This is a genomic window from Frigoribacterium sp. CFBP 8759, assembly GCF_014841655.1.
Taxonomy (GTDB): Bacteria; Actinomycetota; Actinomycetes; order Actinomycetales; family Microbacteriaceae; genus Frigoribacterium.
In genome coordinates this window covers 253,952-274,469 of the sequence record NZ_JACYUH010000002.1, presented here as the reverse complement: position 1 = coordinate 274,469, position 20,518 = coordinate 253,952, and the positions used below count along the sequence as shown (strand labels likewise).

The following is a 20,518-nucleotide window of genomic DNA, read 5'->3' as shown; positions in this document are numbered from 1 at the left end:
GAGGAGGCGCGGTGTGCGTAACAAACGCACCGCGCCTCCTCGGCTCGTCCAGGATGGACGTCACATGGACTGGCAGAGCACACCCGAGGACACCGTCCCGTCGAGCGTCATCAGCGAGCGCACGCGCCTGGCGATGCTCGGCCGGCCGCCGGTCACCGGAGCCTGGCGCGACGGCGACGACCCCGGCGGGCGGTCGTTCGTGACCCTGGACGACCTCGTGCTCGAGAGCGGCGTCACGCTGCCCCGACCGCGGCTCGCCGTCGAGACCTGGGGCGAACTCGACGCCGGGCGGAGCAACGCCGTGCTCGTCTCGCACGCCCTCACCGGCGACAGCCACGTCGTCGGCGCGGCTGGCCCCGGCCACCCCACGGCGGGCTGGTGGAACGGCGTCGTCGGCCCGGGACTCGCGATCGACACCGACCGCTGGTTCGTCGTCGCACCGAACGTGCTCGGGGGCTGCCAGGGCAGCACCGGCCCCTCGTCCTTCGCTCCGGACGCCGTCGAGTGGGGGTCGAGGTTCCCCCACCTGACGATCCGGGACCAGGTCGCCGCCCAGGCGGCGTTGGCCGACCACCTCGGCATCGAGCGGTGGGCCGCGGTCGTCGGCGGGTCGATGGGCGGCATGCACGCCCTCGAGTGGGCGATCACTCACCCCTCGCGCGTCGCCCGGCTCGCGGTGCTGGCCGCGCCGCCGGTCGTGAGCGCCGACCAGATCGCCCTGAACACGGTGCAGTACGAGGCCATCCGGATGGACGCCGCCTTCGACGGCGGCGACTACTACGACGCGGTCGACGGCCCGTACCGCGGCCTCGCCCTCGCCCGGCGGATGGCCCTGCTCAACTACCGCTCGCCCGACGAACTGAACGCCCGCTTCGGTCGCAGCTGGCAGAGCGAGATCTCACCGCTGGGCGGTCCGGGACGGTTCCAGGTCGAGAGCTACCTCGACTTCCACGGCAACAAGTTCACCCGCCGCTTCGACGCGGGCAGCTACGTGACCCTGCTCGGTGCCATGAACTCGCACGACGTCGGGCGGGACCGGGGCGGCGTGGCGGCGGCGCTGAACCGCATCACGGCTCCGACGCTGGTGCTCGGCGTCGACAGCGACCGGCTCTTCCCCGTGTCCGACCAGCGGGTCATCGCACGACACCTGCGGCATGGCCTGGACGGCGACGGCGTGGCCGTGGTCGAGAGCCCCTACGGGCACGACGGATTCCTCATCGAAGGCGACGCGGTGGGCGCCCAGCTGCGCCGTCTGCTCGACTGACCCCAGTTCGGTGGACACCACGGGGTACAGTTCCGCATCGCGACCGGATCGTTACCCCGACAATCCGCGTTTCGGGCCGTGCACGACCCCCTGAGAGGGGGCTGGGTGTGAAAACATGAGGAGTCGCCAGCCACCCGGCAGCCGTGACGCCACCGTCGGAAGCCACTCACGAATCATGGACATCTTCGCCCAAGAGCGCGATCGTCTGCTCAGCAGCACGACCCGCACCCTGGGGCTCGCCTGCGCGGCGGTCTCGGTCGTGGCCCTGGCGATCCCCGGCGTGACCGACCCCCTGCACCTCGCGGCGATCGCCCCGCTCGCCGCTCTGCTCGTCGTGTCGCTGCTCTTCGTCACCGGGCCGCGCGCCCGCGTCTGGGTCCCGGTCGGGCTGGCCTCGGGCATCGCGGCGACCGTGGTGGCCCTGTTGCCCGCCGGTGGCCCCGACGACGGTCCGCTCGCCACCGCGATCATCCCCCTGGCCGGTGGTGCGACCGCCGCCTTCAGCCTCATGCTCTCGTCCAGTCGCCCACGGCTGACCACGGCGGTCGTGGCCTTCGTCGTCGAACTGACCCTGGTGGCCCTGGCGACCGGCTCGCCGTTCACCTTCCCGGTCGCGGCCGTGCTGCTCGGCTGGGTGTCCTGCTTCGTCACGGGCCTCTGGCTCGGACGGGCCGTCCCCCTGGCGGCACGCCGCATCTACAGCATCGGCAACGCCCACCGGGCCGAACGTCAGGCCAGCGAGACCGAGGCCCAGCGGCGGCAGGGCGCCCGCCTGCTGCACGACACCGTGCTGGCCACGCTGACCCTCCTCGCCCACTCGGGGTTCGGCGTCACGCCCCAGGCGCTCCAGGACCAGGCGGCCGAGGACGCACGCCTGCTGCGCCACCTCCGTCTCGGTGGCACGCCGCAGCCGCAGGCGTCGGGCGACTACAGCCTCGAGACGGTCGAGGAGTCCCCGCTCGGTCAGACCCTCGAGTCGGTCAAGCAGCGCTTCGGCCGGATGGGCCTCGAGGTGAGCTGGCACGGCACCGGCCAGGTCCTGCTGCCCACCCACGTGCTCGACGCGTTCCTGCTGGCCCTCGCGGAGTGCCTCGAGAACGTGCGGCGTCACGCCGGCGTGACCGAGGCCCACGTCACGATCATCCACGACGACTCGATGGTCCGTGCCATGGTCACGGATGCGGGCGTCGGGTTCGACCTTGCCGGCATCAGCGAAGAGCGCCTGGGCTTCAAGGAGTCCGTCGTCGGCCGGCTGCACGAGGTCGGCGGCAGCGCCCGGCTGTTCTCGTCGCCCGGGTCGGGCACCACCGTCGTCCTGGAGGCACCGCGATGAGCGTCGACGAGAACACCTTCGGGATCGTCCGGGGCCGCCGGGCCGCTCGCGGCCTGCCGATCAGTTCGACCGGAGCGCGTTCGCTGCGCCAGGCCCGTGCGGCCGGTGCCACCCTCGGCACCGGGTACCTGGGCGTCGGTGCGGCCGTGGTCGCCGCGCTCCAGGCCGTGTACGGTCTCGCCTTCTTCCTCAGCCACCTCTCGGCCTATCCCGACGTCGCCCCCCGTCCTGATCTCATGGCTGCTCTACGTGGCGACCTTCATCGGCACGGCCGTGCTCGTGACCGTCCGGGGCGAGCGGCTGACCACGGGCGTGTTCGCCGTGATCGGGGTGGTCCTGGCCGTCGTCGTCACGCTGGACTTCGTCGCCATCTGGCCGCTGCACGACGTGGGCGCCTATGCCACGTCGAGCGTCGCCGTCGGCTTCGGCCTGCTGCCCATCGTCACCCTCAGGCCCGTGCGGGAGGTCGTCACGGCCACCGCCCTGCTCTTCGTGGCGTTCGTCGTCATGGTGGCCCTCTCGACCCCCGTGACCAGCGACTCGGGCCCGCAGCAGATCACCGTCGTGGCCCTGGCCGTCCTGCCGAGCGCCATCGCCACCTTCGCCGTGCACCGCTTCCGTCGCATGGTGCAGGTCGAACTCGACCGGGTGCTCGTGCAGAGCAACGTGTCACAGCCCCGATTCGCGGTGGGCATGCTCGCCAGCGACGAACTGGCACGACTCGACCTCGCGGCCGAGAAACTGCTCGACGGCGTCGCGAACGGCGACGTGCCCCTGCCCCTGTCGCCCAAGGTCGCGTCGCAGGCCGCGTCGCTCGCCACCGAACTGCGCCTGCACCTCATCGAGGGCCGGCGCGAGACCTGGCTGCACCACGCCGTCACCGAGTCCGAGTACCTCGGCCGGTCGGTCGCGCTGGTCGACCCGTCGTCGCTCGCCGGCCTGCTCGCCCCGGCACAGCGCGACGGACTGCTCCAGGGCGTCTGGTTGCTGCTCGGCGACTCGAAGAGCCGCGCACCGGGCACGACGATCCAGCTGACCCTCGGCCCGGTGACCGCCGCGTCCCAGTCCTTCGCCGGTCGCAGCGTCTGCGTGCCCGTCGTGCTCTCTACCACGGGCATCCGCCGCAACCGCGTCACGCCCGCCACCTGGAACGCCCTCGAGCGTGCCGGTGAGTACGTCGTCTCGACCCACGAGTCGAGCGTCAAGATCTCGGTCAACTGCATCGTCGACAACCCCGCCGAGGCCTGACCCGCCGAGCACCCCGCGTGGCCCGGCCCCATCACCACCCCCGCCCGTAGCATGAACCCCACTCCGTCCTGAAAGAAGGTCCCGACGTGTCAGACCACGACGACCGCATCCGCCTCGCCCTCGTAGACGACCACAAGATGCTCCTGGGCGCCCTCAGCGAGTGGATCCGTGGTGCCGCGAGCGACATCTCGATGGTCGCCGCCGTCGCGTCCTGGCCCGAGCTGCTCACACACCCCGAGTTCCCGGTCGACGTCGTCCTGCTCGACCTCGACCTGAAGGACAACATCCCGATCTCGCTCAAGATCAACACGCTCAAGACGACGGGCGTCAAGACCGTGCTGATGAGCACCTACTCCGAGCCCAACGTGGTGCGCGAGGCCCTCGCCGCCGGCGCCCTGGGGTACCTCGTCAAGAGCGAGGACGCCGAGATGATCGTCGAGGCCATCCGCTCGGCCGCCAAGGGAGAGTCGTACATCTCGGCCGAACTCGACCTGGCCCTCAACGCCGCCGAGGTGGGTGGTGTGCCGAAGCTCAGCGCGCAGGAACGCCGCGTCATGGCTCTCTACGGCGGTGGCGAGCCGGTCAAGGCCGTCGCCTACCAGCTCGGCATCAGCGAAGAGACGGCCAAGAGCTACCTCAAGCGCATCCGCGAGAAGTACCGCGTCGCCGGCTACGACGTGGGCACCAAGGTCGCCCTCCGGAAGCGCGCCATCCAGGACGGCATCCTGCTCCAGACCGACACGCCGGCCCAGACCAGCTTCTGACGCCCGGCCTCACGCGGAGAACGGCCCGACCCCCTCAGGGGCCGGGCCGTTCGTCGTCTGCGTGACCCGAGCCTCCTCGGAACCGGGCCGTTCGTCGTCTGCCCGACCCGCGCCTCCTCGGGACCCGTCGTCCCGCATCGGCGGGGCGAGGGAGGCTAGGCCGAGACCGACTCGCGTTCGGCGGCCGTGACGCGTGCCGCTCCGCGCCGGTCGTCGACTCGCTGCATGCCGAAGCTGATCATGGTCAGGACGACCCCGGCCAGGGCGAGCACGACGCCGACCCACCCGGGTGCCGAGAAGCCGAGGCCCGCCGCGATGACCGCGCCGCCGAGGTACGCGCCGAAGCTGTTGCCGAGGTTCATGGCCGAGTGGTTCAGGGCGGCTCCGATGACCTGGCTCTCGCCCGCGACCTCCATCAGGCGGGACTGCACCGAGGGACCGACGCTCGAGCCGACGAGGCCGACGAAGAACGTGCTGACGAAGATGCCGACGATCGAACTCGACGTGAGCGCGTATGCCGAGAGCGCGGCGATGAGGCCGACGAAGCCGAGGTACATGGCGAGCTTGAGCGACCGGTCGGCCAGCCAACCGCCGAGCAGGTTCCCGATGGTCATGCCGACGCCGACCGTGACGAGCACCCAGGGCACGACGCCCTGGGACACGCCCGCGCCCTCGGTCACGGCGTTGGCGATGTAGCTGTAGACCGCGAAGAACCCGCCGAAGCCGATGGCTCCGATGCCCATCACGAGCCACACCTGTGGCTGCTTGAACGCCCGCAGCTCGCGCTTCATCGAGGCGGACGCGTCGCCGTCCTGGTGCGGCACGGCGAGGGCGACGGCGGCGAAGGTCAGGGCGAAGATGAGGGCCACGGCGAGGTAGGCGACGCGCCACCCGGCTTGCTGGCCGAGCCAGGTGATCGAGGGCACGCCGATGACGTTCGCGATCGTCAGGCCGCTGAGGACGAGCGCGACGCCCTTGCCCCGGTTGCCCGGCCCCATGATCGACGCGGCGACGATGGACGCGATGCCGAAGTACGCGCCGTGCGGCAGACCCGCGGCGAAGCGTGCGGCCAGCACCCAGCCGAACGACGGCAGCAGGGCCGACGCGATCGTGCCGACCGTGAAGGCGGCGAGGAGCGCCAGGAGCAGCTTCTTCTTCGGGAAGTGCGACGACATCGCGGCGATGGTCGGGGCCCCGACGACGACGCCGAGGGCGTAGGCGCTGATCAACCAGCCGGCCTGGGCGATGCCGGCGTCGGCCGACCGCGAGTAGAGATCGGGCAGCAGGTCGCCCGCCATGTTCGGCAGGAGGCCCATGGCCACGAACTCGGTCGAGCCGATTCCGAACCCGCCGAGGGCGAGGGCGATCAAGGCGGCCGTGCGACGACGGCGGGAGAGGTGGGTCACGAGCGGGCCTTTGCGGATCGAGAAGAGCCAGAGGAGAAGGGAGGAACGACCTTCGCTCGTCATCGAGCAGGGCATCTGCGGAGGAGCGACACGTCGCGCCTCCCTCCTGATCGTATCGATTCGACCGGCGGTTGCCAACCGTCCGCCGGGACTCCGACCCGTCCGGCGAAACACCCGCATCCAGCGATCTGGCGTCGAGCCGCTCCGTGCCGCTAGATTCGAGCGTTCCGTTCCTTCCCGATGGGTTCTCGCATGTCCACACCCGGCTCCTCCCCCGCCGCCACCCACCGAGGGCTCGGGGGCTCCGGCGACCCGATCCGGCCTCCCACGCGGACCCTCGTCGGGGCCCTGACGGTCGTCGCGCTCGTGTTGGTCTCCACGCTGGTCGGCCTGGCGGTACCCCCTCCGGCGCACGCAGCGACTACGGGGTACGTGACCGGGCACCTGACGGGGACCGATCCCGCGCGGAGCGACTTCATCGCCGAGGCACGGTTGATCCGCCCCGACGGAGCCGAGGTGGGCTCGACCCAGTTCGTCGACCGCACCACGGGCGCCTACACCCTCGAGGTCGTGACCGCCGGTCGCTACACGGTGCTGTTCAAGGACGGTGACACGCGCCGGAGCCAGTACTGGGGTGGAGCCCACGATCTCACCGGAGCCCGCTGGTTCGACGTGGCCGACGGCCAGACCGTCACCGACGTCGACGCCCGCCTGGTCGTCCAGGAGGCCCTGGCGGGGCGTGTGTGGCTCGGCGGGGGTCGTGACGACTCCGCCGCCGTCGGCAACGCCGACATCTCTGTCGTCAACGTCGACACCGGCGACCATTCGTCGGCCCTGACCGACTCGAGAGGCGCCTACTCGGTCGCGGTCGACCCCGGCCGCTACCGCATCCGCGCCTCGGTCAGGCCCTCACCCGACGCGCCGGACCTCTCGACGTCGTGGTTCGGGGGCGCCGCGGCCGAATCCGACGCGACGATCGTGACCGTGGCCAAGGACGCCCGGCTCTCGGGACTCGACCTGCAGGTCGAGAAGTCGGCCGTCCTGACGGGTTCGGTGACCCCGGTCCTCGACGACCCCCTCGACGTCGGCTTCAGCGCAGAAGCGTGGACGACCGACTCGGGAGGTCGTTGGTACCTCGCGACGGGGGCGGCGATCCGGAAGGGGACGTTCGCGTTCCACGGGCTGCCGGCGGGTGACTACGTCGTGCGGTTGACGGGCCTCCCCCTGAACCGCACCGACGACTCCGCCCCCGCCGTCGCGCCACGCTACGCACCCGGTGTGGAGAACCGCGACGACGCGACGCGCTTCCGTGTCGCCAGCGGTGAGACGCGCTCGGTGGGAACGGTCCTCCTCCCGCCCCTTCGTCAGACCACCACCCGCATCTCCGGCCCCGATCGCTTCGCCGTCGCTGCGGCCATGTCCTCGCGGTTCACCGAGACCGGCGGCACGGTCGTGGTCGCCAACGGGCTGGGCTTCCCCGATGCGCTGTCGGCCGGACCGGCCGCGGCGCATCTCGACGCCCCCCTCCTGTTGGTCACCCCGACCACCGTTCCCGACGTCGTCGCCGCCGAGCTGAAGCGCCTGCGACCGAAGACGGTCGTCGTCGTCGGTGGTCCCGTCTCGATCTCGCCGGACGTCGAGAAGGCCCTCGGCGTCGTGGCCACCCCGACGAGCGGTCCGCGCTCGACGGTGGTGCGGATCGGCGGCGCCGATCGGTACGCGACGTCCCGAGCCATCGCGCGCTATGCCTTCGTCTCGTCCGACGCCCCTGCCGCGACCACGGCCACCTCACCGGGCCGCGTGCTGTACCTGGCCTCGGGTTCGGGGTTCGCGGACGCCCTCTCGGCCGGTGCCGCGGCTGCGGAGGCCGACGCCCCGCTCGTGATGGTGGACGGCCGGGCGGCACGCGCCGACGACGCGACGCGCGAGCTGTGGGGCGATCTGGGCAGCCCTGCAGCCATCGGCGTGGGAGGCCCGCGGGCCATGTCCCCCGGCATCGCCACGTCCCTGTCGGGCACCGACCGCGGCGGGCAGATCGTCGGCGCCGATCGCTACGAGGTGTCCCACCACACCACACGCGGGGCGTTCGACGAAGCCGGCACGGTCTATCTCGCCACCGGCGTCAACTACCCCGACGCGCTGTCGGGCGCAGCCCTCGCAGCCCGGACCTCGTCGCCACTGTTCATCGTGCCGGGCACGTGCGTGCCGGCATCGATCCTGCACGACCTCGACGTCCTCCAGGCCGAGCACGTGGTCCTGCTCGGAGGCCAGCAGGCCCTCTCGTCGCGGGTCGACTCCCTCACGGCCTGCTGACGGCGGCGTCCCGTTCCCCACGCCGGACCGACGCGACGGTGGTCCGGCCCTGCGTGATGCGGTCAGGCGTCGCCGAGTGCGGCTTCGAGTCGTTCGACCTTGCCGGTCAGTTCGCCGGTGCGTCCCGGCCGGATGTCGGCCTTGAGCACGAGGGAGACGCGCGAGCCGAAGGCGCCGACGGCCTCGGTCGCGGCCTTGACGACGGCCATCACCTCGTCCCACTCGCCCTCGATCTCGGTGAACATCGACGAGGTGTGGTTCGGCAGCCCGGACGCCCGCACGACCGCGACGGCGGCGGCCACGGCCGAGTGGACGGAGTCGGGCTCGGAGCCGGCGGACGGCCCGCCCTCGGGGGCGGCACCACTGGGCGAGACGGAGAACGCGACGATCATGCGTCCATCCTCGCGTGTACGGGCCGCAGGCGCCAGAGCGTCACGACCGTCCACCCCAGCAGTCCGAGCTCGAGCACGGCCCGCACGGTGACCACGGCCACCAGGTCGGGTCGCGCGGCGAGCAGGGCGTCGTACTCGAGGGGGTAGACCACCTGGGTCAGCCCCGCGACGACCACGGCCGCCACCGCCGGCACGACGAACCGCGGCCCGCCCGATCGTGCGAGCACGAGCCCGACGACGACGGGCACCGCGAGCCAGGCCACGAACTGCGGCGAACCCACCTTGTTGGTCACGATCAGGGCGACGACGACGGCGAGAGACAACGGACCCAGGAGGCGCGTGGCCGTCACCCCGCGGCGCACGGCCCGCAAGCCCAGCAGCACGATGCCGAGCACGACCGCGGCCATCACGAGGCTCATCGCCTTCGCGGCGAACCCGACCCCGTCGCCGGCGATCTGGTACGTCAGGATCTCGCGGTCGTAGTAGACGAAGGTGCCGGGCACCCCCGCGGCCGCGCGCCAGAGCCAGAGCACGGCTGCGGGCGACTCGACCTGGAGACCGCGACCGGCCTGCTGGCCGATGAAGCCGAAGACGTTCCACCCGCTGCCGAGCACGAGCGAGACGGACACCACGACCGCACTCGTCACCGCCGCCGCCACGACGACCTCGACCCGACGACGCAGGGCGAGGACGGCGACCACCACGAGAGCGGCGGGCCAGACCTTGACCCAGGCCGCGATCGTGAGCAGGGCGGACGCCGCCGAGGGCCGCGTCGAGACGAGCAACAGTCCCACCAGCGCGATCGAGACCGTGACGGCGTCGATGCGGCCGAGGGCGATCGGCCCGAGGGCGACGAGGAACGCCAGCCACCACCAGGCGGCGACCACGGACCCGGCACGCCGCCGCGCCACGAGCACGACGAAGGCGCCGGCGTTCAGCAGGGACACCAGCACGAGCCACACGGCCCCGTACCCGGAGTCGCCCCCCAGGCGGGCGAGCAGCATCGGCACCGCGGCGAGCAGCGGGTAGACCCACGGTCGGTCGACGCCCACCCAGTCGCCCCCGCCGACGCCCTGCTGCATCCAGGTGCGGTAGACGACGTCGACGTCGCCCAGGGTGCGGTTGCCGCCGACGAGGTTGAGCCGGACGAGCCAGGCGTGGACGAGCACGAAGGCGATGCCGAGCACGACCGGCGACGTCACGAACGACCTCGCCCGGTCGACGAACGTCGTCGGGCCGTCGGCGACGGGCCGGGTGCCCGACTTCCGCGCCGCGCGGACGATCGGTGCCCCGGGGGTGGCCGACGCGGGGGGCACGGAGGTCGGCATGCCCACAGGCTAGCCGCCGGCCCCGACGCCCGGCGTCATGCGTCGGCCGACGTCGGCGGTCGCCGCTACGATCCCTCTCATGCGCAGACCCGCCTCCCTCCGACTCGTCGCGACCGCCGCCGCCCTCGTGCTGGCCGGGTCGCTCGCCGCCTGCTCGTCCGACGGGGGCTCGGGTGCCGGCGGGGCGGCCGTCGCTCCGGTCACCGACGGCAAGATCACCGTCTCGACGGGTGAACCGGCCTACGGCCCGTGGGTCGAGGACGACGATCCGACCTCGGGCAAGGGCTACGAGGCCGCCGTCGCCTACGCGGTCGCCGAGAAGTTGGGCTACGACGACTCCGACGTGGTCTGGGTGCGGACCACGTTCGACGAGGCCATCGCCCCCGGGCCGAAGACCTTCGACCTCAACCTGCAGCAGTTCTCGATCACCGACCAGCGCAAGAAGGCCGTCGACTTCTCGCCCGCCTACTACGAGACGCGCCAGGCGGTCGTCACCCTGCCCGGCACCTCCGCGGCCGACGCCACCTCGATCGCCGACCTGAAGGGCCTCGCCATCGGCGCCCAGAGCGGCACGACGAGCTTCACCGCCGCCGAGGACGCCATCGACCCCGAGGGCGGCGTCCAGGCCTACAACTCGAACGACGACGCCAAGGCGGCCCTCGAGGCCGGCCAGGTCGACGCCATCGTGCTCGACGTCCCCACGGCCACGTACTTCGTCGAGGGCGGCGTCGTGCTCGGCCAGCTGCCCGCCACCGACGGGGCGAGCGACCAGCTCGGCATCGTCCTGCCGCTCGGCAGCTCGTTGACCGCCGACGTCACGAAGGCCGTCGACGACCTCCGGGCCGACGGCACGCTCGCCGAGCTGCAGAAGCAGTGGCTGGCCGACTACGACGTGAAAGAGCTGTCGTAGCGCCTCGCACGGTCGCGGCCGGCCCGGTGGCCGTCAGCGACCTCGAACTCGACCGGCGCGCGTTCCGTCGACGACAGTCGACCCGCTCCGTGGTGATCGCCGCCGTCAGCACGGTCGCCTTCGCCGCCCTCGCGTGGTGGGCGGTCACCAGCACGCCCGGCTGGTCCCGAGTGCAGTTCAGCTTCCTCGACGGGGCCACCTTCGCGTCGGCCTGGCCCCGCGTGATCGAGGGCCTCTGGCTGAACGTGCGGGTCCTGCTGGTCGCCGCCGTCGGCGTGGCCGTCGTCAGCACCGTCCTGTCGGCACTGCGCACCCTGCGGGGTCCGGTCTTCTTCCCCGTCCGGGCGCTGGTGCGGGGCTACACCGACCTGTTCCGCGGCATGCCGCTGATCATCGTGCTCTACCTCGTCGGTTTCGGCGTGCCGGGCCTCGGGCTCGGCATCCCACGCCTGCCCGCCGAGTTCTGGGGCACGATCGCGCTGGTCCTCACCTACTCGGCCTACGTGTCCGAGGTCATCCGCGCCGGCATCGACGCCGTCCACCCGTCGCAGCGCCTCGCGGCCCGGTCGCTCGGCCTCAGCCACGCCAAGACCCTTCGCCTCGTCGTGTTCCCGCAGGCACTGCGCAAGGTCACGCCCGCCCTCATGAACGACTTCGTCTCGATGCAGAAAGACGTCGGTCTCATCTCTGTGCTCGGAGCGGTCGACGCCGTCCGCGCCGCCCAGATCGAGACCGCGACCGCGGCGAACTTCACGCCCTACGTGCTGGCCGGGCTGTTGTTCGTGCTGCTGGCCCTGCCGACCATCTGGCTGACCGACTGGCTGTCGGCGCGCCTCCGTCGTCGCGAACAGGCGGGCAGCGTCGTATGAGCATCTCCACCCCCGACCCCACCCCAGGAGGCGCGGTGCCCGTCACCCCCGCAGCCCTCGGCCCCGAGACGGTGCTGCGCCTCGAAGGGGTCCGCAAGTCCTTCGGCGACACGGTCGTGCTCGACGGCATCGACCTGGACGTCGCGCGGGACGAGGTCGTGGCGCTGATCGGCGCCAGCGGCTCGGGCAAGTCGACGCTGCTCCGCACCGTGAACCTGCTCGAGCAGATCGACGACGGACGCATCGTGCTCGGCGACGACGACATCACCGACCCCCGGGTGCGCGTCGACGCCGTCCGGGCCCGCATCGGCGTCGTCTTCCAGCACTTCAACCTCTTCCCGCACCTGACCGTGCTCGACAACGTCGCCCTGGCCAGTCGCCACGTGCTGCGCCAGCCCAAGGCCGCGGCGAACGAGCGCGCCCTCGAGGTCCTCACGCGCGTGGGTCTCGGCGACAAGGCCGGTGCCTACCCCGACCGCCTCTCGGGCGGACAGCAGCAGCGGGTCGCCATCGCCCGGGCCCTGGCCCCGCGACCCGCCGTGCTGCTGCTCGACGAGATCACGAGCGCCCTCGACCCCGAGCTGGTGGGCGAGGTGCTCGACCTCGTGCGCACGCTGAAGGAGGTCGGCACGACGATCCTCATGGCGACGCACGAGATGGCCTTCGCCCGCGACGTCGCCGACCGGGTCGTCTTCCTCGACCGGGGCCGGATCGCCGAGCAGGGTCCGCCCGCGCAGCTCTTCACGGCCCCCCGCGAGGTGCGCACCCAGGAGTTCCTCACGCGGTTCACCGCTCACTGACCCGGATCGCCCGGCGCCGGCACCGGCACCCGCCCCGGGCCAGGGCCGGGCCTGGGCCCTGCCCGGTCGCCCTCGGCCCGCCCCGGGCGCCCACCGTCTTCACCTGCGCCTCCCAGGTTCTTGCGAAGGAGACGCGTCACCATCGGTTCAGCCCCGTGGACTCGCCGCGCGTCACGCCGACCCCTCCGAAGGACGAAGACCATGAAGAAGAAGACCAAGATCGGGCTCGGCGTCGCCGCAGCCGTCGTCGTCGTCCTGGGGGCCACCGCGGCCTTCGCCGGGCCGGCCTTCTACCGCGACGTGATCGTCGGCGAACCCGAGGCCGCGCCCACCGCCTCCCTCACCCCCGGGTCGAGCACGCTCGACCCCAACCAGCTCGCGGGCGACTGGAGCATCGGTGACGGCAGCACGGCCGGCTACCGCGTCGACGAGGTGTTGAACGGCACCGACGTCACCGTCGTCGGCAAGACCGACCAGGTCTCCGGCACGATCACCGTCGACGGGACGACCATCTCGGCCGCCACCATCGACGTCGACGTCGCCTCGATCGCGACCGACAGCGGCAACCGTGACGACTACTTCCGGGGCACCGCCATGCAGGTGAACCAGTACCCCACGGCCACGTTCACGCTGACCCAGCCGATCGAGGCGGCCGTCCCCTCCGACGGTGACGTGGCCAAGGTGGACGCGACCGGCGAGCTGACCATGCACGGCGTCACGAAGACCGTCACGGTGCCCCTGCAGGCGGCCCTGTCGGGCGACGGCGTCCAGGTGAGCGGGTCGATCCCGGTGACCTTCTCGGACTACGGCGTCGACGCGCCGAGCCTCGGCTTCGTCAAGGTCGAAGACCAGGGAACGGTCGAGTTCCTCGTGGCGGCGACCCCCGCCTCCTGAGTCCCGGGCGCTCGCGCGTCGAGCGCCGCACCACGACCTGAGCGTCGCACCGCCGATGTCGGCGGTGCGACGCTCAACTCGTGGTGCCGTGCGCCTGGGCCCGGCTCAGCCCCGGCGCAACAGCTCCGCGATCGTGGCGGGCAGGGCGTCGACCAGGCCGAGCACCGTGAACGGTCCGCCAGCACCCGCCCGGGAGGCCGCGAGGCCGTGGAGCACCGCAGCGGTCGCGGCCGACCGGGCCAGCGCCTCCTCGTCCCGGGCGATCTCGTCGGCGTGCGTCGCGACCAGGGCCCCCAGGACTCCCCCGAGTGCGTCGCCCGCGCCGGCGGTGGCCAGCCACGTCGGCGCGCTGGCCGCGACGAGGCGCGTGCCGCCGGGCGAGGCGACGTACGTGCGGTGCCCCTTGACGAGCACCGTGCAGCCCCACTCCTCCGCCGCGCGCTCGGCGGCACCGGCCGGATCGGCGGCCACGTCGGCGACCTCGCGGCCCGAAGCCTTCGCCAGCTCGCGGAAGTGCGGCGTCAGCACCACCGGCCCGGTGGCCTGCTCGCGGAGCGACAGCGCTCCGGCGTCGAGCACGAGCGGCAGCCCCGAGGAGGCGCCGGTCGCGAAGCCGTCGCGCGTCTCGTCGTCGAGGTGGTCCGGGTCCACGCCCGAGCCGAGCAACCACGCCTGCACGCGACCCGGGCTCGTCACGGCCTCGGGCCGACGGTGCAGCACGAAGTCGGAGGCGCGGGCGGGGCCCAGGTACCGCAGCATGCCGACGCCGGTGTGCAACGCGGCCTCGACGCCGAGCACGGCGGCGCCCGGGTAGGCGCTCGAGCCGGTCACGACGCCGAGCACGCCTCGGCTGTACTTGTCGTCGTCGACGGCCGGCACGGCGATCTGGGCGGCGGCGTCGGAGGGGGTCCAGTCGGTGAAGCGGGTGTCGGAGGTCACGCCCCGACGGTAGTCGGCCGAGCCCCGCCCGGCCCCGCCCGACCCGCGCCCGCCGATACGGTGGGTCGATGAGCATCTCACTCCCCGGCCGCACCGTCGTCTTCGACTACGGCGAGGTGATCGCGCGGTTCCCCGACGACGCGTCGCGCCGCCGCCTCGAAGAGCTCGCGGGCGTCGACCCGGACGTGCTCTGGCCCAGCTACGGCCGCCACCGCCACGCCCTCGACCGAGGCACGCTGAGCGCCGGGGCGTACTGGCGCGCCATCGCGGCCGACACCGGCGCCGACTGGACCCGCACCCGCGTGCACGAGCTCTGGGCCGCCGACTTCCCGTCGTGGTTCGTGCCCGAGCCCGGCACGCTCGAGGTGATCGCCGACCTGGCCGACGGCGGCACGCGACTGGCGATCCTCTCGAACGCCGGTCTCGACTTCGCGTCGCCGTTCCGCCACTCGCCCCTCGGCGAGCTGTTCGAGCAGGTCTTCGTCAGCGCCGAACTCGACGACCTCAAGCCGTCGGCCACGATCTTCGAGCACGTCCTCGCCGAACTCGGAACAACGGCCGCCGACACGGTGTTCATCGACAACAGGTCCGACAACGTCGAGGCCGCCCAGGCGCTCGGGATCATCGGGCACCTGTTCACCGGGCCCGAGCCGCTCCGACGCTTCGTCGAGGGGCTCGCGACCCTCCCCACCGAAAGGCGATGACCACACTCGTGACGAACGCAGCACAGACGGCACCCGCCCCCACGACCCCCTCCGACTCCCCCGTCGGCCTCTTCGACCCCATCACCCTGCGCGGCCAGGCCTTCCGCAACCGCCTCTGGGTCGCTCCGATGTGCCAGTACTCGGCCGAGCTCGAGGACGGCGTCCCCACCGACTGGCATCTCGTCCACCTGGGTTCGCTCGCCCGGGGAGGCGCGGGTGCGGTCATCGCCGAGGCCACGTCGGTCACGCCCGAGGGTCGCATCTCGCCGCAGGACCTCGGTCTCTGGAACGACGCCCAGGTCGAGGCGTTCCGCCCGATCACGGCCTTCATCCGCTCGCAGGGTTCCGTGCCCGGCGTCCAGCTCGCGCACGCCGGCCGCAAGGCCTCGACCTTCCGCCCGTGGAGCGAGACGCAGGGCACCGTCCCCGCCGACCAGGGCGGCTGGACCACCGTCGCCCCGTCGGCCGTCGCCTTCGAGGGCTACGACGAGCCCGTCGCGTTGACCACCGAGGCGGTGAGCGACCTCGTCGAGGCGTTCCGCGTCGCCGCGCGCCGCTCGATCGACGCCGGCTTCGAACTGATCGAACTGCACGCCGCCCACGGCTACCTGCTGCACCAGTTCCTCTCGCCGCTGAGCAACTCGCGCGACGACCAGTACGGCGGGTCGCTCGAGAACCGTGCGCGCTTCCTGCTCGAGGTCGTCGCGGCCGTCCGGGCCGAGGTCGGCGACGAGTACCCGTTGCTCGTCCGTTTCTCGGCCACCGACTGGGCCGACGGCGGCTGGGACGAGGACGACACCGCCACCGTCGCGGCCTGGGCGCACGAGGCCGGCGCCGACCTGTTCGACATCTCGACCGGCGGCCTCGTCGCCGGCGTGAGCATCCCCGTGGGCCTCGGCTACCAGGTGCGCTTCGCCGAGCACGTCCGGACGCAGGGGCGCGTCGAGACCGGCGCCGTCGGCCTCATCGTCGGCGCCGAGCAGGCGAACGAGGTCGTGGCCAGTGGCCAGGCCGACGTCGTGCTGATGGCGCGCGAGTTCCTGCGCGACCCGCACTTCCCGCTCCGCGCCGCGGCCGAGCTCGGGATCGAGCTCGACTACACGCCGCCGCAGTACCAGCGGGCGCCCTTCCGCGCGCACTGAACCGGGCGCGGCCGGCCCAGCACGGCCGGCCGCCCGGGACCGTGACGGTCCCGGACGACGCGACCCGCGCCTCCTCACCCCTCGGGGTCAGGAGGCGCGGGTCGTGTCGTCTGCGCGGGCTCGCTCAGCGACGCCGGGTCGCGTCCTGGACCTCGCCGATCAGCTCTTCGAGGATGTCCTCGAGGAACAGCACGCCGCGCGTGGCACCGGTCTCGTCGAACGAGCGGGCGACGTGGACGCCGCTGCGGCGCATGGTCGCCAGGGCGTCCTCGAGCTCGGTCCCCTGGAAGATCGAGATCAGCTGACGGATGCGCTTCGGCGGCACCGGGTCGGCGAACTCGTCCTCGTCGAGGTCGATGACGTCCTTGAGGTGCAGGTACCCCGTGGGGTCGCCGCCGTCGTCGACCAGCACGTACCGCGAGAAGCCGCGTTGGGCGACCGCCCGCTCGACGTCGTGCGGCGTGGCGTCCTCGGGCAGGGTGACGAGCTCGGCCATCGGGACGGCCGTCTGCGCGACGGTCTTCTCGGTGAACTCGAACGCCGCGCGCACCGTGCCGGTCGCGTCGGTGATCATGCCCTCGCGCTGCGACTGGGCGACGATCGTCGCGACCTCGTCGACCGTGTAGGCGCTGGTCGCCTCGTCCTTCGGCTCCACCTTGAAGGCCCGCAGCACGGCGTTGGCCGAGTGGTTGAGGGCCAGAACGACCACGTGCAGCACGCGCGCGATCGCCACGAGCGGCGGGGCCAGCAGGAGGGCGGCACGGTCCGGGAGCGAGAACGAGATGTTCTTCGGCACCATCTCGCCGAACACGACGTGCAGGAACGACACGAGCACGAGCGTGATGACGAAGCCGACGACGCTGACCAGCTCGGGGCTGAGCCCGGTCCAGGCGAGCGGCCCCTCGAGCAGGTGGTGGATCGACGGCTCGGACACGTTGAGAATCAGCAGCGAGCAGATGGTGATGCCGAGCTGCGTCGTCGCGAGCATCATCGTCGCGTGTTCCATGGCCCACAGCGTGGTCTTCGCCGCGCGACTGCCGGCCTCGGCCTTGGGCTCGATCTGCGAACGACGAGCCGAGATGACGGCGAACTCGGCGGCCACGAAGAACGCGTTGCCGGCCAACAACACGACGAGCCAGACGATGCCCCACCAGTCGCTGCTCATCGGGTCACCTCTCTCGTGCGGACCGCGCGACGGTCGTCCTCGACGCCCGTGCGCACCTTCTCGGGCAGCACCTTCGGGTCGCGTCGGCCCGACCGGTCGCGCTCGTCACGCCCGTCGCGGCGGCCCGGCTCGGTCGCCGTGGCCTCGACCACGTCGTCGGGCGTGGGCGTGAAGCGGATGCGATCGATGCGCCGCCCGTCGAGCCGTTCGACGCGGAACGCGCCGTCGTCGGTCTCGACGACGTCGCCGACCTTGGGCAGGCGGCCCAGCTCGCTCATCAGCCAGCCGCCGACGGTCTCGTAGGGGCCGTCCTCCGGCACCTTGACCGAGGCGCGCTCGAGCAGCTCGTCGGGACGCAGCAGACCGGGGAAGGTCAGCCAGTTGCGCGACCGGACGACGTCGACCCGGCTGCGGTCGTGTTCGTCGCTGACCTCGCCGACGAGCTCCTCGATGAGGTCCTCGAGGGTGACGACACCGGCGGTGCCGCCGTACTCGTCGACGACGACGGCCATCTGGTAGCCGCGACCCCGCACCTCGCCCAGCAGGTTGTCGAGGGTCATCGTCTCGGGGACGCGGACGGCATCGGTCAGCAAGGCGGACACGGGCACGTCGGCCCGCTTCTCGCGCGGCACCGAGACGGCCTGCTTGACGTGGACCAGGCCCACGACGTCGTCGATGCCGTCGTCGGTCACCGGGAACCGCGAGTAGCCGGTGCGTCGCGCCAGTTCGAGGACGGTCTCGGCCGAGTCGCCGCGCGCGACGGTCGAGAGCCGGGGCCGCGGGGTCATGACGTCGGACGCGGTGTGGTCGCTGAACACGAGCGTGCGGGCGAGCAGGGTCGCCGTGTCACGGTCGAGGCTGCCCTCCGTGGCCGAGCGTCGCACCAGCGACGACAGCTCTTCAGCCGTCCGGGCGCCCGACAGCTCTTCTTTCGGTTCGATGCCCATGGCGCGCAGCACGGCGTTGGCCGTGTTGTTGAGCAGGGCGACCGCGGGCTTGAACACCGTGGTGAACAAGACCTGGAACGGGATGACCAGCTTCGCCGTCTTCAGCGGCAGGGCCAGGGCGAAGTTCTTGGGCACGAGCTCGCCGATGATCATCGACAGCAGGGTCGCGACGACGATCGAGACGATCGGGGCACCGACCGCGACGACCCCCTCGGGCACGCCGACCGCGGTGAGCGGCGGCGACAGGAGGCGCGAGATCGCGGGCTCCATCGTGTAGCCGGTCAGGAGGGTCGTGAGCGTGATGCCGAGCTGGGCGCTCGACAGGTGCGTCGACGTGATGCGCAGCGCCCCGATGGTCGGGGCGAGCCCCTTCTCACCTCGGGACTGACGGGCCTCGAGGTCGGACCGGTCGAGGTTCACCAACGAGAACTCGCTGGCGACGAAGAGTCCGGTGCCCACGGTGAGCAGCAGGCCGAAGGCGAGCAGTATCCACTCGTTCACCGGGTTCCGTCACCCCGCTCGGAGGGCATGGCGCCCGAGGTCAGGAGGCGCGGCGTGCGATGGTGCGTGGGTGCGGTCGTCTGAGACGGAGGGTCATCCATAGACGGGAGATCTTACGGCACGTGCACCCTTTCCGTCGCGCGACCTCGGCCCCGTCTCACCAGCTGACGGGGAGCGCCTTGCCCTCTTCGTAGCCCGCCGCCGACTGGACGCCGACGAGCGCTCGCTCGGCGAACTCGGGGACCGACCGAGCCCCCGCGTAGGTGAACGAGCTGCGGACGCCCGAGGTGATCATGTCGAGGAGGTCCTCGACTCCGGGACGCAGCGGGTCGAGGTAGATCTTCGACGACGAGATGCCCTCGGCGAAGAGCGTCTTGCGGGCCAGTTCGTAGGGGTCGAGGCACTCGAAGCGACCGCGCACGGCCTTGGTCGAGGCCATGCCCCAGCTCTCTTTGTAGAGGCCGCGCTCGTCGCTCGCCAGCTCACCCGGCGCTTCGATGGTGCCGGCGAACCACGATCCGATCATCACCGACGACGCACCCGCCGCGAGGGCGAGCGCGACGTCGCGGGGGTAGCGCACCCCGCCGTCGGCCCAGACGTGCGCGCCGAGGGAACGGGCGGTGGCGGCCGTCTCGAGCACGGCCGAGAACTGGGGACGGCCGACGGCCGTCATCATGCGGGTGGTGCACATGGCGCCCGGCCCGACGCCGACCTTGACGATCGAGGCGCCGGCCGCGACGAGGTGGCGGACGGCCTCCTCGGTGACCACGTTGCCGGCGACGATCGGCAGGCCCAGGCCGAGGGCCGAGACCGCCTTGACGGCCCGGATCATGCCGTCCTGGTCGCCGTGGGCCGTGTCGATCACGAGCACGTCGACGCCCGCGGCGGCGAGTGCCCTCGCCTTGCCGGCGACGTCGCCGTTGATGCCGACCGCCGCGGCGACGCGCAGCCGACCGTCGGCGTCGACCGCGGGCTGGTAGATCGTCGACCGCAGCGCGCTCTTGCGGCTCACCGTGCCGACGACCCGACCGTGCCGCAGCACGGGCGCGAAGTGGATGTCGGCCGCGACCATGCGGTCGAACGCGTCTCGGGGGCTGTCGACGTCGTCCGCGTCGAGCGAGGTCAGGGCGCCGTGCAGCAGGTCGCCGAGCACCGCGTCCCGCGGGGCCGTGGCCAGGCGCGAGGTGGCGATGCAGCCGAGGTACGCCCCCGTGCCGTCGTGCAGGACGATGCCGTGGCCCTCGACGGCCGGGACTACGGACAGCGCCTGCTCGACGGTCTGCCCCGCGTCGAGCGAGTAGGGCGTGTCGTAGTCGACGGGCTGGTCCTTGACCCAACGGATCGCGGCGTCGAGGTCTTGCAGGTGCATGTCCTGCGGCAGGACACCGAGGCCGCCCCGACGCGCCAGCGTCGCCGCCAGGCGCGGGCCCGTGACCGAGTTCATGTTGGCCGACACGATCGGGATCGTGGCACCGGTGCCGTCGCCCGGGGAGAGGGACACGTCGAGCCTGCTGGTGATCGACGACCGGCTCGGGACGAGGAACACGTCGGAGTAGGTCAGATCGTGCGTGGGGGTCGTCTCGTAGAACCGCATGGGTC

General features: G+C 72.2%; 18 protein-coding genes. 11 read left to right on the top strand and 7 right to left on the bottom strand.

The annotated features are described in order from the left end of the window. Nucleotides 1-64: 64 nt before the first annotated feature. The 4 genes from metX (at nt 65) to IFT79_RS06540 (ending at nt 4,609) form a co-directional block, all read left to right on the top strand. Nucleotides 65-1,264 (top strand): homoserine O-acetyltransferase MetX, encoded by a 1,200-nt coding sequence (gene metX, locus IFT79_RS06555; protein WP_192123337.1) that lies wholly within the window; start codon nt 65-67, stop codon nt 1,262-1,264. A 175-nt stretch (nt 1,265-1,439) separates the two neighbouring features. Then, nucleotides 1,440-2,597 carry a sensor histidine kinase gene (locus tag IFT79_RS06550; RefSeq protein ID WP_056046025.1) on the top strand — a complete coding sequence of 386 codons (1,158 nt, stop codon included), beginning with the start codon at nt 1,440-1,442 and terminating at the stop codon, nt 2,595-2,597. 249 nt (nt 2,598-2,846) lie between these two features. Continuing rightward, complete coding sequence (locus IFT79_RS06545) at nt 2,847-3,845, top strand: hypothetical protein (RefSeq protein WP_192123335.1); 999 nt, start codon at nt 2,847-2,849, stop codon at nt 3,843-3,845. An 86-nt stretch (nt 3,846-3,931) separates the two neighbouring features. After that, on the top strand, nt 3,932-4,609 hold the full coding sequence (locus IFT79_RS06540) for a response regulator transcription factor (RefSeq protein ID WP_043593728.1): 678 nt from the start codon (nt 3,932-3,934) through the stop codon (nt 4,607-4,609). Between the two features lie 155 nt (nt 4,610-4,764). Here IFT79_RS06540 and IFT79_RS06535 read toward each other — a convergent pair whose 3' ends face one another. Continuing rightward, nucleotides 4,765-6,015, bottom strand: coding sequence for an MFS transporter (locus IFT79_RS06535; protein WP_236556851.1), 1,251 nt, complete (start codon nt 6,013-6,015; stop codon nt 4,765-4,767). Between the two features lie 432 nt (nt 6,016-6,447). Here IFT79_RS06535 and IFT79_RS16655 point away from each other — a divergent pair, with 432 nt between their 5' ends. After that, the gene (locus IFT79_RS16655) at nt 6,448-8,328 is read left to right on the top strand and encodes a cell wall-binding repeat-containing protein (protein WP_207116409.1); all 1,881 of its coding nucleotides are present in this window, start codon (nt 6,448-6,450) and stop codon (nt 8,326-8,328) included. Nucleotides 8,329-8,390: 62 nt separating this feature from the next. Here IFT79_RS16655 and IFT79_RS06525 read toward each other — a convergent pair whose 3' ends face one another. Next, entirely contained in the window at nt 8,391-8,720 is a 330-nt protein-coding gene (locus IFT79_RS06525) for a thiamine-binding protein (protein ID WP_056046030.1), read from the bottom strand. Further along, nucleotides 8,717-10,048 (bottom strand): glycosyltransferase 87 family protein, encoded by a 1,332-nt coding sequence (locus IFT79_RS06520; protein ID WP_192123331.1) that lies wholly within the window; start codon nt 10,046-10,048, stop codon nt 8,717-8,719. The genes IFT79_RS06525 and IFT79_RS06520 overlap by 4 nt, the downstream gene beginning before the upstream one ends. A 79-nt stretch (nt 10,049-10,127) precedes the next feature. Between IFT79_RS06520 and IFT79_RS06515 the strand changes: the two genes are divergently transcribed. The 4 genes from IFT79_RS06515 (at nt 10,128) to IFT79_RS06500 (ending at nt 13,521) form a co-directional block, all read left to right on the top strand. Then, nucleotides 10,128-10,958, top strand: coding sequence for an ABC transporter substrate-binding protein (locus IFT79_RS06515; RefSeq protein ID WP_192123329.1), 831 nt, complete (start codon nt 10,128-10,130; stop codon nt 10,956-10,958). A 26-nt stretch (nt 10,959-10,984) separates the two neighbouring features. Beyond that, a complete protein-coding gene (locus IFT79_RS06510) occupies nt 10,985-11,827 on the top strand; it encodes an amino acid ABC transporter permease (protein WP_056046032.1) in 843 nt (280 codons plus the stop codon). Next, on the top strand, nt 11,824-12,627 hold the full coding sequence (locus IFT79_RS06505; protein WP_192123327.1) for an amino acid ABC transporter ATP-binding protein: 804 nt from the start codon (nt 11,824-11,826) through the stop codon (nt 12,625-12,627). Before IFT79_RS06510 ends, IFT79_RS06505 begins: the two co-directional genes overlap by 4 nt. Before the next feature lie 201 nt (nt 12,628-12,828). Continuing rightward, on the top strand, nt 12,829-13,521 hold the full coding sequence (locus IFT79_RS06500) for a YceI family protein (protein ID WP_192123325.1): 693 nt from the start codon (nt 12,829-12,831) through the stop codon (nt 13,519-13,521). A gap of 105 nt (nt 13,522-13,626) precedes the next feature. On the opposite strand, the gene IFT79_RS06495 is transcribed toward IFT79_RS06500, so the two are convergent. Then, nucleotides 13,627-14,460, bottom strand: coding sequence for an NAD(P)H-hydrate dehydratase (locus tag IFT79_RS06495; protein ID WP_192123323.1), 834 nt, complete (start codon nt 14,458-14,460; stop codon nt 13,627-13,629). Nucleotides 14,461-14,528: 68 nt separating this feature from the next. On the opposite strand from IFT79_RS06495, the gene IFT79_RS06490 reads away from it, so the two are divergent. Both IFT79_RS06490 and IFT79_RS06485 read left to right on the top strand, forming a co-directional pair. Then, a complete protein-coding gene (locus tag IFT79_RS06490) occupies nt 14,529-15,164 on the top strand; it encodes an HAD family hydrolase (protein ID WP_123570291.1) in 636 nt (211 codons plus the stop codon). Beyond that, nucleotides 15,161-16,306 (top strand): NADH:flavin oxidoreductase/NADH oxidase, encoded by a 1,146-nt coding sequence (locus tag IFT79_RS06485; protein ID WP_192123321.1) that lies wholly within the window; start codon nt 15,161-15,163, stop codon nt 16,304-16,306. Before IFT79_RS06490 ends, IFT79_RS06485 begins: the two co-directional genes overlap by 4 nt. A gap of 124 nt (nt 16,307-16,430) precedes the next feature. On the opposite strand, the gene IFT79_RS06480 is transcribed toward IFT79_RS06485, so the two are convergent. From IFT79_RS06480 to guaB1, 3 genes are all read right to left on the bottom strand, one after another. After that, nucleotides 16,431-17,471 carry a hemolysin family protein gene (locus IFT79_RS06480; RefSeq protein WP_056046041.1) on the bottom strand — a complete coding sequence of 347 codons (1,041 nt, stop codon included), beginning with the start codon at nt 17,469-17,471 and terminating at the stop codon, nt 16,431-16,433. Then, nucleotides 17,468-18,919 (bottom strand): hemolysin family protein, encoded by a 1,452-nt coding sequence (locus tag IFT79_RS06475; RefSeq protein ID WP_082460269.1) that lies wholly within the window; start codon nt 18,917-18,919, stop codon nt 17,468-17,470. Before IFT79_RS06475 ends, IFT79_RS06480 begins: the two co-directional genes overlap by 4 nt. A 157-nt stretch (nt 18,920-19,076) precedes the next feature. Further along, nucleotides 19,077-20,513 (bottom strand): GMP reductase, encoded by a 1,437-nt coding sequence (gene guaB1 / locus IFT79_RS06470; RefSeq protein WP_192123319.1) that lies wholly within the window; start codon nt 20,511-20,513, stop codon nt 19,077-19,079. Nucleotides 20,514-20,518: the final 5 nt, after the last annotated feature.

What these genes read in the sequence shown, in the direction of transcription:
- metX (WP_192123337.1), top strand. Translation starts at nt 65, where the DNA reads ATGGACTGGCAGAGCACACCCGAGGACACCGTCCCGTCGAGCGTCATC.
- IFT79_RS06550 (WP_056046025.1), top strand. Translation starts at nt 1,440, where the DNA reads ATGGACATCTTCGCCCAAGAGCGCGATCGTCTGCTCAGCAGCACGACC.
- IFT79_RS06525 (WP_056046030.1), bottom strand. Translation starts at nt 8,720, where the DNA reads ATGATCGTCGCGTTCTCCGTCTCGCCCAGTGGTGCCGCCCCCGAGGGC.
- IFT79_RS06520 (WP_192123331.1), bottom strand. Translation starts at nt 10,048, where the DNA reads ATGCCGACCTCCGTGCCCCCCGCGTCGGCCACCCCCGGGGCACCGATC.
- IFT79_RS06515 (WP_192123329.1), top strand. Translation starts at nt 10,128, where the DNA reads ATGCGCAGACCCGCCTCCCTCCGACTCGTCGCGACCGCCGCCGCCCTC.
- IFT79_RS06505 (WP_192123327.1), top strand. Translation starts at nt 11,824, where the DNA reads ATGAGCATCTCCACCCCCGACCCCACCCCAGGAGGCGCGGTGCCCGTC.
- IFT79_RS06500 (WP_192123325.1), top strand. Translation starts at nt 12,829, where the DNA reads ATGAAGAAGAAGACCAAGATCGGGCTCGGCGTCGCCGCAGCCGTCGTC.
- IFT79_RS06490 (WP_123570291.1), top strand. Translation starts at nt 14,529, where the DNA reads ATGAGCATCTCACTCCCCGGCCGCACCGTCGTCTTCGACTACGGCGAG.
- IFT79_RS06485 (WP_192123321.1), top strand. Translation starts at nt 15,161, where the DNA reads ATGACCACACTCGTGACGAACGCAGCACAGACGGCACCCGCCCCCACG.
- IFT79_RS06480 (WP_056046041.1), bottom strand. Translation starts at nt 17,471, where the DNA reads ATGAGCAGCGACTGGTGGGGCATCGTCTGGCTCGTCGTGTTGTTGGCC.
- guaB1 (WP_192123319.1), bottom strand. Translation starts at nt 20,513, where the DNA reads ATGCGGTTCTACGAGACGACCCCCACGCACGATCTGACCTACTCCGAC.